Below are 14,409 nucleotides of genomic sequence, written 5' to 3' on the forward strand. Positions count from 1 at the left end.
CCCGTGACCTGCGTCACACTCGATCTCGACGTGCTGCCCAAGCCGCCCTGGCGGGCGACGGCTTGCGCTTCCTCGATTCGCGCGCGGCGCCGGGCGAGTCCCCTTCGGGTCGACCGCCTGTCGGACGGCCCGGACCCCCCGACCAGCGCTACGCCCGCCCAACCGGCGGTCCGGCCGGATCCGGCACTCCCAGTGAACCGGCCCGCTTCAAGGCCCCGTTGACGAACGTGACGTCCCGCGTCGGCACGGTCTTCATCAGGCCCGGTCTCCTGGATCCGCTCCGGACCACGTGACACACCTCCACGGACCTCAAGACGTTACGGCACCCTCCCTGGAGGCGGCCCAGGAGGCAAGCAGGCGCAGGCCCTCCTCGGCGCGTGAGCCGGGTTCGGCGGTGTAGACGAGAAGGGTGGGGCAAGGTTCGTCGGTCATGTCGGCGATGAGGTCCCAGTCGGGGTGGAAACGGCGAGCCGCGGTGTCCAGGAACCCGGGCAGGTCTTCGACCTCGCCCCCTCCCGCCGGAGGGGGCCGCCGACGCCTACAAGGCGATGGACGAGCGCCGCGCCGTCAAGGTCCTGCTGAAGCCCTGATCTGCTCCGTACGGGTGGCGGCCGCCCGACCGGGAGCCGCGCCCGTGCGGGCAGGCGGCCATCCCCCGTACGGATGGTCAGGCGCCGCGCCGCACCACGGCGCCGCCGAGGAGGGGGCGTCCTCGGGAGTGCCGGGCGGGAGTGCCGGGCGGGGGTGCCCGGCGTCCGGGTGTGGCCGAATGCCGCCGTCGTCACCCCGAGCGATCAGGCCCCCGCCGCGTCGCCCGACGCCGACCCGGGTGACGGCCCCGCCCGAACGGGACGTCGGCGGCTTGGCTACTCTTGGGATTAAGGTCACATTACGGGGTGAAGCTGGACATATATTAAGGAACCGACGATGGCTCTCGGTGGTGCCGGCCTCGCAGCCGTGAAGTGGAAAGCCCTAGCCCGGGCGCCCCTGGCGATCGTGGTGGCCGGTGGGCTGGCCCTGGTGGGTGCTTGTGGCGGAGGCGGCGGCGGGGGCGGTGACAGCCTCAAGGTCGGTGTGCTGCTTCCCGGAGGCGGCGCCTCGCGTTTCGGGCAGTTCGACAAGCCCCTGATCGAGAAGAAGCTCAAGGAGCTGTGCCCGGAGTGCCCCGCGGCGACCGTCGCCGCCACGCCCGACCCGGCGGTCCAGCGCCAGCAGCTCGAGTCCATGATCACCCGAGGGGTCGACGTGCTGATCGTCGCCGCCGTCGACCCCCAGCTGCTGCGACCGGCGGTCGAGGAGGCCCATCGCGCAGGCATCCCGGTCGTCGCCTATGACCGGCTCGCTGAGGGCACGATCTCCGGTTACGTCACCTTCGACGGCGCTCAGGTCGGCAGACTCCAGGCGGAGGCGCTTCTGAAGGCCATGGGCACGGAGGCGGCCGGCGGCCAGATCGTCATGATGAACGGCGCCACGACCGACCCCAACGCCGGCTGGTTCAAAGAGGGATCGCTCTCCGTCCTCAAGGGCAAGGTGAAGATCGGCAAGTCGTACGACACGGTCGGCTGGCGGCCGGAGAACGCCTTCGTCAACATGAAGGGCGCCATCGCCTCCCTGGGCGCGGACAACGTCGACGGCGTCCTGTCCGCCAACGACAGCCTCGCCGGCGCCGTGGTCTCCGCCCTCAACGCCACTCAGGTCAGGCCGCTGCCGCCGGTCACCGGCCAGGACGCCGACCTCGTGGCCGTGCGGCGCATCATCCGGGGCGAGCAGTACATGACCGTGTACAAGCCCTACAAGCGCGCGACCGACGCCACCGTCGAGATGGCCGTCGCGCTGGGGCGGGACAAGTCGGTGGAGTCCATCGCCACGGACACCGTCGACAGCCCCACCACCAAGGACATCCCGGCGGTTCTGCTCCCGTCGGTCTCGGTGACTGTCGGTAACATCGAGGACACTCTGGTCAAGGATGGCCTGTACACCATCAACCAGATCTGCAGCCCTGATCTCCGGTCCGCCTGCGACAAGGCCGGACTCACGTGAGGAGACTCGTCGATGAGCCTTCCCTGGAGGCGGAAGGAGGTGGCCCCGTGCCGGGTCAGCCTCTGCTGGTGCTGCGCGGCGTCTCCAAGCGCTTCGCCGCCGTCCAGGCGCTGGTGGACGTCGAACTGGAGATCAGGACCGGGGAGGTGGTCGCCCTGATGGGCGAGAACGCCGCCGGGAAGTCCACCCTGGTCAAGGTGATCTCGGGGGCAGGCCCGGCCGACAAGGGCCTCATCGAGTGGCAGGGCAGTGCCATCCAGATCAAGCGCCCCCAGGACGCCCAGGTCCTGGGGATCGCGACCGTCTACCAGGACCTCGCGATGTGCGACAACCTCGACGTCGTCGGCAATCTGTTCCTCGGCAGGGAGATCCACCGGCTCGGCATCCTCGACGAGGTGGAGATGGAGCGCCGCACCCGCGAACTGCTGCACACCCTGTCCATCCGTATCCCCGACGTACGGGTGCCGGTCGCCGCGCTGTCCGGGGGCCAGCGGCAGGTCGTCGCGATCAGCCGCTCGCTCCTCGGCGCACCCCGGCTGCTCCTGCTCGACGAGCCCACCGCCTCCCTGGGCGTCGAGCAGACCGGCCAGCTCCTCGACCTGATCGAGGAACTGCGCGACCGGGGCCTCGGTGTCCTCCTGATCAGCCACAACATGGGCGACATCAAGGCCGTCGCCGACCGGGTCGCCGTCCTGCGCCTCGGACGCAACAACGGCGTCTTCGACGTCGACACCGCCTCCCAGGAGCAGATCATCTCCTCCATCACCGGCGCGGCGGACAATGCCGCCGCCCACCGCCCGACCCGCCCGGAGGAGGCATGGCCGTGAGGGGGAGGCGGGCCCGGGCGCACACCACCGGCCCCGAGCCCGCCGGCGATCGACACCGTGACGGGGGCCGGGACGGCCATGCCGGACGCCACGACGGAAGCCCCCGGCACACCGGTCCTCCGAAGGCGTACGCCCAGGCGGTGCTGCGCAGACTGCGGGAGGGGGACCTCGGCCCGACCCCCGTCCTGCTCGCTCTCGCCGTGACCTGGATCGTCTTCCAGAGCCTCAACGACAACTTCCTCTCGCCGCGCAACCTGTCCGTCCTCAGCGTGGACATCGTCGGGACCGGCATGGTCGCCGTCGGCATCGTCTTCGTGCTGCTGATCGGCGAGATCGACCTGTCGGTGGGCTCGCTCGCTGGCCTCGCGGGAGCCGTGTTCGCGGCGCTCAACGTGAACTTCGGCATGCCGGAATGGCTCGCCGTGATCATCGCGCTGCTCTGCGGGACGGCCGCCGGGGCCCTGCACGGGTTCTCCTTCGCCAGGATCGGCGTGCCCGCGTTCGTCGTCACCCTCGCGGGCCTGCTCGCCTGGAACGGCGTGATGCTCTACCTGCTGGGGACGGAGACCACCATCAACTTCAGTGAGGAGGGGCTGGTCGCCACGCTGACCAGCCGGTACTTCAGCACCGCCCTCGCCACCTACGGCCTGGCGGCGCTCGCCACGGCCGCGTACCTCCTCGTCTCCCTCCATGACCACAGACGCCGCAGCGCCGCCGGGATGCCGTACCGGGCCGTCGGCGAGATCTGGGTGCGTACGGCTCTCCTCGCGGTGCTCGCGTTCGCCGCCGTCTACGTGCTGGACCAGTTCGAAGGCCTGCCGCTGGCCCTCCTGATCTTCCTCGGTGTCGTCGTCGCCTCGGACCTCTTCCTGCGCCGCACGCCCTACGGCCGGCAGATCCTCGCGCTGGGCGGCGGGGTGGAGGCGGCCCGGCGGGCCGGCGTCGATGTGACGCGCGTGCGGATCTCGGTGTTCATGGTGTCCGGGACCCTGGCGGCCCTCGGCGGCCTGTTCATCGCGTCCCGGCTCACCTCGGCGACCCAGGTCCCGGGCTCCGGCATGCTGCTGATCAACGCCATCGCCGCCGCCATCGTCGGCGGCACCAGCCTGTTCGGCGGACGCGGCTCGACGTGGTCGGCGCTGCTGGGGGTGCTCATCATCCAGTCGATCGCCTCGGGCATGGCGCTGCTGGGAGTCGCACCCCCGGTCCAGTTCATGATCACGGGCGGGGTGCTCTACCTCGCGGTGGTCGTCGACTCGTTGACGCGGCGCGGGGCGAACCCGCTCGGGCGGGCCTGACGTGGTTCCGTCAGGCCGGGGCCGCCCCTTCGGGTTCGTCGGCGGCGGACGGGTGCACGTACCGACCCTCGTGGAACGGGGTGAACCACGACCTGAAGGACAGGGGCGCGACGTCGTCGTAGAGCAACTCGTGGTCCCTGTCCTCGTACACGCCGGCCGCGAAGGCGTCGAGAGCGGCCGCCACCTCGTCGTCGAGAAGGTCGTACAGCTCCAGGATCATGGTCGCCTGGCCCAGCAGGAACCTCAGGGCGAGTTCCTCGGCGACGCAGCTGAGCCGCTGGAAACTGCCGTCGGTGAAACGGGTGGTCATGGCGATCACGGTCACCAGGAAGCGGCGGGCGAAGGGGGCGTCGTACTGGAGGGCGTAGCGGTCGGGCAGGCGCTCCAGGTGCCACAGCGGACCCTCGCATTCCGCGACGGTGGCGTCCTCCTGGGTCAGGACCTGCAGGTCCTCGAAGAGCTCGGCCACCAGGACGTCGGTCGCGTGGACCAGGGCGCCGGCGGCGAGTCGGGCGCTTTCCGCCGGGACGGCGCCCCCGTGGTCGCCGTCCGCGGCGGCCGTGTCGTCGAGCGCGCCGAACACGGCCGGGGAGAAGGAGCGCAGTTCGTCCGCCAGGCCCAGCAGCCGGCTTCGCACGGCCGCGGACTTCGCCTCGGCGCCGCGGCCGTGTGCGGTGCCCTCGCTCGTGGCACCCCCGGTGTGCCGGGCCTTGCGCAGAGCCGGGTCGTCGGGCGGGGCGTCCGGGCCCTCGGCCGCGTCGAGGCTCTCCCTGGCCAGGTCCTGGTGCAGCTCGACCTCGCACCGCTCGATCGTCCAGTCGGCCAGCAGCTCGGAGCGCTCCAGCAGTTCGTCCACGAGCACCTGCACCGATTCTTCGGCGAACTCCAGCGCCGGGGCGTCCACGACGACCTTCAGAAGGGCGCCGCCGGGGTGGACGGCCACCATGGTGTCGAGAAGATCGACTTCCACTCCGTCGGGGCCCTCGACGGCCCGGACGGAGTCGAATCCGTCCTCGATGAGCGCCACGGCACCGGCGCGCTGCAACGGGTCCATCTCCGGAGTGCCCTCCGGGATGCCCATGTCCACGGTCACTACGTACGTCACGTGCCCGAGCCTCGCAGGAAGGACCGCCCCGCGCGAGGGAGTGGGACTGACCGCACAGTGAATTCGGCTGTGTACGCCGGCACCGGCTCAGCAGGCGGGAAGCGGCGCTCGACCTCCCCAGGCAGCACGCCGCTTCCCTCCTGCCCCCTTCCAATGCCCCGGCAACCCCGCATTACGCACACGGGAGCACACCGGGGTGTTCACAGGTACTCGCGTTGCGCGAGCGCGGTCTCGAGGCGGTCGTTGCAGCGGGTGGGCCCGGCCTCGGCGGTCTCCGGCCACTCCTGGTGAGCGCGGAGGGCGGCGCTCATGAGGGTCATCAGCAGGCTGATGTCCGCCTCGCACTCCAGGCGGACGGTCACCCAGTGCGAGCCGGGCACCAGCCGGATCGCGGTCGAACGTCTCAGGTCGCGCTCGTAGCGGCGGATCGCCCCGGCCGTGAGGAGCAGGTCGACGCGCCGGTCGGAGTGGAAGTGCGCGATCTCGGCTCTCGCCGAGCGCAACGCCCGGCCGGTGCCGCAACTGGACCGGACCTCGGTGAGATCCGGCCAACTCACCAGCTGTGCCAGGGCGTGCCAGGCCGTCGTCATATGCCCATCATGGTGTGCTCACCGCTCGGCCACCAGGGTTTGAGGCAGACGTAACCGGGCCGTAGCGGGCGGTGCGCGGCTCCCTGCCGAGGCCTGCCGCCGGGCCGGGAGGGGAAGCGGAGCGTCGTCCGGACGTGGCTGTGATGAACACGTGGGCACCGTGCCTCGTACCTCCCAGGGACCGATGCCCCGCGCCGTGTTGGGAGCCCCGATGTACCGTCCCGTCCGCCGTCTGCTCGGTGCCCCGGTGTGCGTGGCCGCCGCGGCACTCCTGCTCGCCGGGTGCGGTGGGGGCGGCGACGACGCCAAGCCGACGGCCGCGACGAAGAGCGCGGCACCGTCCGCGCGCCCGATGACCCTGGAGGCGCTGGGGAAGGCCGTCGGCTGCGAGACGGCCCCGAAGGAGGCCGGCAAGACCCTGGACTACCGCCAGGGCCTGTGCGACTCGGCGGACGCCGAGTACGTGCTGGTCACCTTCGACACCACCGAGGGCCAGCGCGCCTGGCTCGACACCGCCCAGATGTACGGCGGCGTCTACCTGGTCGGCAACCGCTGGGTCCTGTCGGCCGACCCCCGCTCGGCCATGGAGAAGGCCCGCACCGAACTGGGCGGCACCATCGAGGAATCCGCCCAGAACGGTCTGAACGGCGCTTCCCCGGAAGCCTCCTGACGGGTCATCGGCCGCTCACGGTTCGCCGTCAGTTGTTGTACGACTCGTCATAGGGGTCCCTCGGCTCGGCCGCCGGCTTCGCGGTCGTGACCTTGAGGAAGGGAATGGGGCCGTTGTTGACCGGGTCCCGGGACTCACGGGGGACGTAGCTGCCGGTGACGGTCAGCCAGGTGTCCGGCTGCAGGACCGGGGGGATGTCGCCGGTCAGGGCGACCTTGACCGGCTGGGCGTCGGCGGCGCAGCAGTTGAGGGCCATGCGGACCAGGTAGGGCGTGCCGTCGTGGTCCAGGGCGACGAAGCCCGTGAGCTGGACCCGGCGGCCGGTGAGCGTACGACCGTGGTCGTAGACCGCGCGGCCCGCGTAGTCGACGATGCCGAGGCGCAGGGGATCGGTGGCCGGGAGGGCCGGATAGGCGAGGGGTTCCTGCAGGGCCGTACCGGTGCGGTTCGCGCTGTAGGAGCCCAGGGCCGGCGGGGCGACCAGGATCAGGGCGAGCAGGGGCAGGATCAGGAGCCAGGAGATCCGGGGTTCGGGGTGGCTGTGCCCCTGCTCGTGCTCCTCCTTCGCCCTCCGGCGCTCGTACCACGCGGTGGCCAGCGCCGCCACGATCAGGACCGCGCCGGACGCCAGCAGCAGGGGCCGTAGACCCGCCTTGACGTAGCGGAGGTACAGGTCGGTGGTGCCGGCGTGGAGGAGGGCCGCGCCGAGCAGGAAGAGGACGGCGGCCTGGGACTGTCGGTTCACAGCAGGACCGCTCCTGTCAGTACGGCCGACACGATGGCCAGGGCGAAGGTCATGGGGGCGAAACGGAGCGCGAAGCCACGGCCGAAGGTGCCCGCCTGCATCGCGAAGAGCTTGAGGTCGATCATCGGGCCCACCACCAGGAACGCCAGCCTGGCCGTCAGGGAGAACTGGGTGAGGGACGCGGCGACGAACGCGTCCGCCTCCGAGCAGATGGACAGCACGACCGCGAGGACGGCCAGCGCCAGCACCGCCACCACCGGGTTGTCCGCCGCCGTGCGCAGCCAGCTCTCCGGGGCGATCGCCTTCAGCGTCGCCGCCGCCATCGCGCCCACCACCAGGAAGCCGCCCGCGTGCATCACGTCATGGCGGACCGAGTCCCAGAACGCGGCCCCCCTGGTCTGTCCCTCGTGATGGGCGTGCGTCGGCGGCCGCATCCAGTCCGTGCGGCCCACCCGCTGCCACAGCCAGCCCATCGCGCACGCCACCAGCAGGCTGGCGACGAAACGGGCCAGGACCATCTCGGGATCGCGGGGGAAGGCCACGGCCGTCGCGGTCAGCACGATCGGGTTGATCGCCGGGGCGGAGAGCAGGAAGGCGAGGGCGGCGGCCGGCGTCACACCCCGTCGGACCAGCGCCCCCGCGACCGGCACGGAGGCGCACTCGCAGCCCGGCAGGACCGCGCCCGCCATCCCGGCGACCGGTACGGCGAGGGCGGGGCGGGAGGGCAGGGCGCGGGCGAAGAAGGACGGCGGGACGTAGACCGCGATCGCCGCCGACAGCAGCACGCCCAGGACCAGGAACGGCAGGGCCTGGATCACGACCGCCACGAACACCGTCGTCCAGCTCTGCATCACCGGCGCGGACAGCGCCCGGCGGATGGGGCTCTGCAGCAGGACGAGGAGGAGCAGGAGCATCGTGAGGGCGAGGGGGGAGGTCAGCCGCCGGGTCTCCGGGGGCCGCTCGGGGGGTGGGGTGCGCTCGCCCGTACGGGGCGCCGCTTTGGTGATGGCCACGGGTCGGGCACCTCCGGCTTCCGTGTTCTCCCTGATCCCTGTTTCTCGCATTCCCTCCCCTTTTCTACGGGCCTGCCGCGCCCGCCGTTCAGTGCCGCCGTGGAACCTCCCGTCCCGGTGAGGCAGTCTTCTCCCTCGTGGGGAGCGTTCCGAATCAGGGTCGGGCGCCCGGCGGCGCCGGTGCGCACATGGTGGTGTGCGGCGACGACGGGCTCGCGCACCGGCTCGCCGCCGAGCTGCGGGGTGTCTACGAGGAGCAGGTCACCCTCGTCGTACCGCCCGCCGAGCGCTCGGTGCGGCCGCCGGTCGTCGGACGTGCCCGCGCGGTGTCGGCGGCGCTCCTCGACCGGGTGGTGAGCGCGGCGGTCAGCCGGGCCGCCGGCAACGGCACCGTCCCCGCCGCGGGTGAACCCGGGAGCGGGCAGCGGACGTTGGAGGCCGTCGAGCCCACCGAGGCCGTGCTCGCCGAGGCGGGCGTGGAGCGCGCCGCCGCGCTGGCGCTCGTGTACGACGACGACGAGACGAACATCCGCGCGGCCCTCACCGCCCGCCGACTCAACCCGCGGCTGCGGCTCGTGCTGCGGCTCTACAACCGGCGGCTGGGCCAGCACATCGAGGAACTCCTCGACCAGGCCGCCGCGTTGGCGGCCGGCGGCAGCTCCCCCGAGAGCGACGCCTCCACCACCGTGCTGTCCGACGCCGACACCGCCGCGCCCGCGCTGGCCGCGTCCGCCGTCGCGGGCACCACCAAGGTCGTCCAGACGGACGGGCTGCTGCTGCGCGCGGTCGAACGGCCGCCGGGCGAGGAGGGGGACGCCCCGAGTGGCCTGAGCGGCCTGAGCGGCCTGAGCGGACGTCCCACGCTCGCGCTGCTCTCCGCCACCGGCAACGACCCCGCCTTCGCGGACGGTTCCGACAGCAGCGGGGAGCAGGGGCCGTTGCTGCTGCCCGACGCGGCCGCGGTGCGGGAGGCGGCCGGGCGGCGCGGTTCGGTCGTCCTTGAGCAGGTGGCGTACTCGGCCCGGCCCGCGCCGCAGGCCGGGCGCGGCGTGGGGGTCGTGGAGGCGGTGGCGCCGTTCGCCTCACTCTTCTCCCGGCGGCTGCGGTGGTCGCTGGTCGGTCTCGTGGGGTGTGTGTTCGCGCTGGCGGTGGCCTTGTGGGTGGTGACCCGGATCCATCCGCTGGGGGCGCTGTACCTGACGCTGCTGGACCTGTTCGCGATCAACGATCCCGCGGTGGGGGCGAGTACGGCCCGTCAGGTGCTGCAACTGCTGTCCGGGCTGATGGGGTTGCTGTTGCTGCCGGTGCTGCTGGCGGCGGTGCTGGAGGCGTTGGGGACGTTCCGGGGGGCGGGGACGTTGCGGCGGCCGCCGCGCGGGCTGGGCGGGCATGTCGTCCTGCTCGGGCTGGGGAAGATCGGCACCCGGGTGCTGACCCGGCTGCGGGAGCTGAACATCCCCGTGGTGTGTGTGGAGGCGGGGCCCGAGGCGCGGGGGCTCGCGGTGGCGCGGCGGTTGCGGGTGCCGGTGGTGCTGGGGGACGTCACGCAGGAGGGGGTGCTGGAGGCCGCGAAGATCCACCGGGCGCATGCCCTGCTGGCGGTGACCAGTTCCGACACGACGAATCTGGAGGCCGCGTTGTACGCGCGGACCCTGCGGCCGGATCTGCGGGTGGTGCTGCGGCTGTACGACGACGACTTCGCGACGGCGGTGTACCGGACGCTGCGCGCGGCGCATCCGCAGGCGCTGACCCGGAGCCGGAGCGTGTCGCATCTTTCGGCGCCGTCGTTCGCCGGGGCGATGATGGGGCGGCAGATCCTGGGGGCGATCCCGGTGGAGCGGCGGGTGTTGCTGTTCGCCGCGCTGGAGGTCGGAGGGTGTGCGCAGTTGGCGGGCAGGACGGTGGGAGAGGCGTTTCGGGCGGGGCGGTGGCGGGTGCTGGCGTTGGACACCGGGGCGGAGGGGGAGGGCGGGTCCGGGTTGGTGTGGGATCTGCCCGACACCTACGTCCTGAGGGACTCGGACCGGGTGGTGCTGGCGGCTACGCGACGGGGGCTGGCGGAGCTGTTGGGGCGACGCGGGCGCAGTGGGCGTACGGCGGTGTAGGCGGCCGGGGTCGCGGGGTGCGGGTGGGCCGGGGGCGGGCGGGGGTGGGCTCGCCCACTCCCGCCCGCGGGGTGTCGCCGCGCCCACCCGTGCCGCCCCAGCGGCCGACTGCCCGAGGCTATGCGAGCGGTCCCACATGCCTTTCGGCGAAGTCCAGCTCCAGGCGTACCTGCTTGATGCGCTCGTCGACGACCAGCGAGCCGTGGCCCGCGTCGTAGCGGTAGACCTCGTGCACCGCTCCCCTCGCCTCCAGGCGCTTGACGTAGTTGTCGATCTGGCGGATGGGGCAGCGGGGGTCGTTGACGCCGGCCGAGATGTAGACGGGGGCCTTGACGTCGTCGACGTAGGTGAGGGGGGACGAGGCCTCGAAGCGGTCGGGGACCTCCTCGGGGGTGCCGCCCAGCAGGGTGCGGTCCATCGCCTTCAGGGCTTCCATCTCGTCGTGGTAGGCCGTGACGTAGTCGGCGACCGGAACCGCCGCGATGCCCAGGGTCCAGGCGTCCGGCTGGACGCCGAGGCCGAGGAGGGTGAGGTAGCCGCCCCAGGAGCCGCCGGTGAGGATCAGACGGGCGGGGTCGGAGAGGCCGGACGAGACCGCCCATTCCCGCACCGCCGCGATGTCCTCCAGCTCGATCAGGCCCACCCGTACCTTCAGCGCGTCCGTCCAGGCCCGGCCGTAGCCCGTGGAGCCGCGGTAGTTCACGCGGATCACCGCGTACCCGTGGTCCACCCAGGCCGCCGGGGCCGCCGCGAAGGCGTCGCTGTCGTGCCAGGTCGGGCCGCCGTGGATGTCGAAGACGGTGGGCAGGGGTCCGGTGGCGCCCGCCGGCTTCTGGATGAGGGCGTGGATGCGGCCGCCGGGGCCGTCCACCCACACGTCCTCCACGGGGACCGAGCCGGGGGACTTCATGCCGGGCGGGTCCAGGACGACCCGGCCCGTCGTCGAGCGGACCACCGGCGGTTCGGCGGCCGAGGACCAGAGGTACTCGACGCTGCCGTCCGGGCGGGCCGTGGCGCCCGAGACCGTGCCCGGCGGAGTCGGCACCTTGACCAGCTCACCGCCCGCCAGGTCATAGCGGAACAGCTCGCTGCGGGCCTCGAAGCTGTGCGCGATCAGCAGGCCGGAGCCGTCGGGGTACCACTCGGCGCTGACGTCACCCGGCAGGTCCAGCGCCAGGTCGGTCTCCTCGCCCGTGGCCACGTCCCACACCAGGGGCTCCCAACGGCCCCGCCGCTGGTGCCCGATCAGCAGCCTGGTGTCGCCGTCGACCGGTGCGAAGCCGAGGACCTCGAGGCCGAGCTCCTCGGTGCCGCCCCGGGTGTCGTCCAGCTCGGCGACGGTCGTACCGTCCGGCCGCATCACCCGCAGCGCGGAGTGCATCGCGTCGCCGTGCTCGGTGTGCTCGACGGCGATGAGCGAGCCGTCGTGGGAAAGATCCCCGACCCCCGCGGACTCGCGGTGTCGGTAGAGCTCGAAGGGGGGCTCCCCCGAGCGCGCCACATGGATCGTCGTACCGTCCTCGTCCGTGGAGCGGCCGACCACCGCCGTACGGCCGTCACGGCCGAGGGCGAGACCCGCCGGGTAGGAGGGATCCAGGCCGGGCGCGGCGAGCTCGTCCTCGCCCCCCTGGAACGCCTGGCGGCGCCACACCCCGAACTCGTCGCCGTCCTTGTCGTCGAACCACCAGATCCACGCCCCGTCCGGGGTGAGCACACCGTCCGTCGTGCCGTTCGCCCGCTGCGTGACCTGACGCTGCTCGCCCGTGGCGCGGTCCCAGGCGTACAGCTCGTACGTACCCGTCGCATTGGAAACGAACAGGGAACGGTCGGGGGCGTCCTGCGCCCAGTCGGGCAGTGACACCCGGGGCGCCCGAAAGCGCTTCTCCCAGTCCGGCATCTCCTCGATCAACTCCGACGCGTCGGGTCCGTAGCTCTCAGTCATGACCCCATACTGCCCGCCCGCGCCGACAAACGACCGCCGAGGCCCCCGGCCTGTGGACAACCTTTACATCTGCGCAGGTCAACCAGATGGTCAGGGTCGGCGTGCACCCCGCTCGGCCCGTGGGGCGGACGACCCGCGCGCCCTGTCGTTCGCCGACCCCGAGGCCGGGCGCCGGGGCAGGGCCCCGTACCGTGGAGGGCGTGTACCGGTTTCTGCTGACGCCCCGATGGTGGGGGATCAACGTCTTCGTACTGCTGGCCATCCCCTTCTGCGTGTTCATGGGGTCCTGGCAGCTGAGCCGGTTCGAGTCGCGCGTCGACGACCACCGTGACGCGAAGGCGCAGGCCGAGTCGAACCGTGAGGAGACGGCGCGGCCGCTCGCCGAGCTGCTGCCCGTGGACAAGGCGACGTCCGGGAAGCGGGTCACCGCGAGCGGGCGGTACGGCAAGCAGTTGCTGGTGCCGGACCGGGAGCTGGACGGGAAGGACGGGTACTACGTGCTCACCCTGCTGCGGACGGACGGCGGGAAGGCGCTGCCCGTCGTACGTGGCTGGCTGCCCGGGAAGGCCGACTCCGCCGACGCCCCGGCCCCGCCCTCCGGCGAGGTCACCGTCACCGGCGCGCTGCAGGCCTCCGAGCAGCCCGGTGACAACGGCGTGAGCGCCCAGGGCGGTCTGCCGGCCGGGCAGACCGCGGCGATCAGCGCCGCGTCCCTGATCAATCTCGTGCCGTACGACGTCTACGACGCCTGGGTCACCCTGGACACCGCAGACGCCGGGATGACGACGGTGCCGGTGAGCGCGGCGCCGGACACGGGGCTCGACCTGAAGGCCTTCCAGAACCTGGGCTACACCGGCGAGTGGTTCGTGTTCGCCGGGTTCGTGGTGTTCATGTGGTTCCGGCTGCTGCGCCGCGAGGTGGAGTTCGTCCGGGACGCGGCGCTCGGGATCGTGCCCGAGGAGGCCGCCGTCTCAGTGGCTCACGACGAGGCCACCACGCCCGTCCGGTAGATGACCCCCGCGCAGGCGTTCGACACCGTCGCCGAGACCGCCGTGGAGCCGTCGTCCGCCGTGTAGGTGACGACGACGCTGCCGTCGGCCGTGCCGTCCTCGGTGAGCATCTGGCTGGTGACGCCCGAGGTGGTGGCGCCGGCGGTGCTGTCCTGCTCGGTCGGCGTCGGGGAGGGGGAGGACTCGCCTCCGGTGGCGCCGCCGCTGCTGCTCGTGGTGGGGCAGGTCTCGGACGGGACCCAGGCGAACTTCACGTCGTACGCGGAGCCCGGGGCGAGGACGTGCTGCGTGACGTACAGGGAGGGGTCGGGCAGGCCGGCCGCCGCGTCGCCGGAGACGTGTTCCACCACGGAGATCTTCGTGGCGTCGGCGGCGCCCTGGGCCGTCGGGGTGAGGGTGACGGCGCCGGCGACGGTGCAGGCGGTGCCGGAGACGTTGGCGACGCGGAAGGTGCCGTAGACGGTGCCGGCCGCGTCGGGGACGTCGACGCCGGCGGAGGTGGAGCCGAGCTGGGAGGCCGTGCACGCCGGGGCGGTCACGGCGGAGGTGGAGGAGGACTCGCTGCCGCTGGAGGCGCCGGTGCTGCTCGTGCCCTTGGTCTGACCGGCCTCGGAGGAGCTCTCCTTGCCCTGCTCGTCGGTCTTGCCGGAGGAGTCGCCGACCTTGCCGGTGGAGCCACCGTCGGGGCCCTTGCCCTGGCTCGCGCCGCCCTGCGACTGGGAGGCCTGGCCGGCGATGGCCGGGTTGGCGTCGGAGCCGCCCGCGGCGGAGACGTGGATCACGGCGGGGATGGCGGTGCCGATGAAGAGTGCCGCGGCCGCCATGCCGACGGCGGCCTGCCGTTTGCGGGCCCGGCGGGCGGGAACGGCCCGGCGCAGGTGGTCCAGGGTCCCGTCGCGCGGCTCCATGTCCAGGACCGCCTGGTGCAGCATCCGGCGCAGTGCCAGCTCGTCCGAGTCGAGCCCCTCGAGGCCCTGGTCGTCGAGGTGGTGGTTCACGGTTGAGTTCCCAGCGTGCGATTGCTTCGGCTCTTGTGTGCCCGGCGTCATCGGCTCGTGCCACGC

General features: G+C 72.5%; 12 protein-coding genes and 1 pseudogene. 6 read left to right on the top strand and 7 right to left on the bottom strand.

Translation table 11 applies throughout. From position 1 onward, the window contains the following. Nucleotides 1-309: 309 nt before the first annotated feature. A pseudogene (locus ACIBVL_RS11035) lies at nt 310-435 on the bottom strand (transcriptional regulator); the annotation flags it as partial. Nucleotides 436-927: 492 nt separating this feature from the next. On the opposite strand from ACIBVL_RS11035, the gene ACIBVL_RS11040 reads away from it, so the two are divergent. Genes ACIBVL_RS11040 through ACIBVL_RS11050 form a run of 3 tightly spaced genes read left to right on the top strand, consistent with a single transcriptional unit; the run spans nt 928 to nt 4,165 of the window. Then, entirely contained in the window at nt 928-2,040 is a 1,113-nt protein-coding gene (locus ACIBVL_RS11040) for a sugar ABC transporter substrate-binding protein (protein WP_399095416.1), read from the top strand. Between the two features lie 47 nt (nt 2,041-2,087). Next, entirely contained in the window at nt 2,088-2,867 is a 780-nt protein-coding gene (locus ACIBVL_RS11045) for an ATP-binding cassette domain-containing protein (RefSeq protein ID WP_399095419.1), read from the top strand. Beyond that, nucleotides 2,858-4,165 carry a sugar ABC transporter permease gene (locus ACIBVL_RS11050; RefSeq protein ID WP_399095422.1) on the top strand — a complete coding sequence of 436 codons (1,308 nt, stop codon included), beginning with the start codon at nt 2,858-2,860 and terminating at the stop codon, nt 4,163-4,165. The genes ACIBVL_RS11045 and ACIBVL_RS11050 overlap by 10 nt, the downstream gene beginning before the upstream one ends. Nucleotides 4,166-4,175: 10 nt before the next feature. On the opposite strand, the gene ACIBVL_RS11055 is transcribed toward ACIBVL_RS11050, so the two are convergent. Then, nucleotides 4,176-5,270: a hypothetical protein gene (locus ACIBVL_RS11055; RefSeq protein WP_399095425.1), complete on the bottom strand. Its 1,095-nt coding sequence runs from the start codon at nt 5,268-5,270 to the stop codon at nt 4,176-4,178. Between the two features lie 200 nt (nt 5,271-5,470). Beyond that, complete coding sequence (locus ACIBVL_RS11060) at nt 5,471-5,860, bottom strand: luciferase family protein (RefSeq protein WP_399095428.1); 390 nt, start codon at nt 5,858-5,860, stop codon at nt 5,471-5,473. Nucleotides 5,861-6,071: 211 nt separating this feature from the next. Here ACIBVL_RS11060 and ACIBVL_RS11065 point away from each other — a divergent pair, with 211 nt between their 5' ends. Continuing rightward, on the top strand, nt 6,072-6,530 hold the full coding sequence (locus ACIBVL_RS11065; RefSeq protein WP_399095431.1) for a hypothetical protein: 459 nt from the start codon (nt 6,072-6,074) through the stop codon (nt 6,528-6,530). Between the two features lie 28 nt (nt 6,531-6,558). Here the strand turns inward: ACIBVL_RS11065 and ACIBVL_RS11070 are convergent, their stop codons facing one another. Both ACIBVL_RS11070 and ACIBVL_RS11075 read right to left on the bottom strand, forming a co-directional pair. Further along, on the bottom strand, nt 6,559-7,275 hold the full coding sequence (locus ACIBVL_RS11070; protein WP_399095435.1) for a TIGR03943 family putative permease subunit: 717 nt from the start codon (nt 7,273-7,275) through the stop codon (nt 6,559-6,561). Next, nucleotides 7,272-8,288 (bottom strand): permease, encoded by a 1,017-nt coding sequence (locus ACIBVL_RS11075; RefSeq protein WP_399095438.1) that lies wholly within the window; start codon nt 8,286-8,288, stop codon nt 7,272-7,274. Before ACIBVL_RS11075 ends, ACIBVL_RS11070 begins: the two co-directional genes overlap by 4 nt. A 188-nt stretch (nt 8,289-8,476) precedes the next feature. On the opposite strand from ACIBVL_RS11075, the gene ACIBVL_RS11080 reads away from it, so the two are divergent. Next, complete coding sequence (locus ACIBVL_RS11080) at nt 8,477-10,393, top strand: NAD-binding protein (protein WP_399097180.1); 1,917 nt, start codon at nt 8,477-8,479, stop codon at nt 10,391-10,393. A 118-nt stretch (nt 10,394-10,511) separates the two neighbouring features. Here ACIBVL_RS11080 and ACIBVL_RS11085 read toward each other — a convergent pair whose 3' ends face one another. Continuing rightward, a complete protein-coding gene (locus ACIBVL_RS11085) occupies nt 10,512-12,335 on the bottom strand; it encodes a prolyl oligopeptidase family serine peptidase (protein ID WP_399095441.1) in 1,824 nt (607 codons plus the stop codon). 200 nt (nt 12,336-12,535) lie between these two features. On the opposite strand from ACIBVL_RS11085, the gene ACIBVL_RS11090 reads away from it, so the two are divergent. Beyond that, on the top strand, nt 12,536-13,345 hold the full coding sequence (locus tag ACIBVL_RS11090; RefSeq protein ID WP_399095444.1) for an SURF1 family protein: 810 nt from the start codon (nt 12,536-12,538) through the stop codon (nt 13,343-13,345). Here ACIBVL_RS11090 and ACIBVL_RS11095 read toward each other — a convergent pair. Beyond that, entirely contained in the window at nt 13,315-14,343 is a 1,029-nt protein-coding gene (locus ACIBVL_RS11095; protein WP_399095447.1) for a hypothetical protein, read from the bottom strand. The genes ACIBVL_RS11090 and ACIBVL_RS11095 overlap by 31 nt on opposite strands. Nucleotides 14,344-14,409: the final 66 nt, after the last annotated feature.

Source organism: Streptomyces sp. NPDC049687 (assembly GCF_044465285.1).
Taxonomy (GTDB): Bacteria; Actinomycetota; Actinomycetes; order Streptomycetales; family Streptomycetaceae; genus Streptomyces.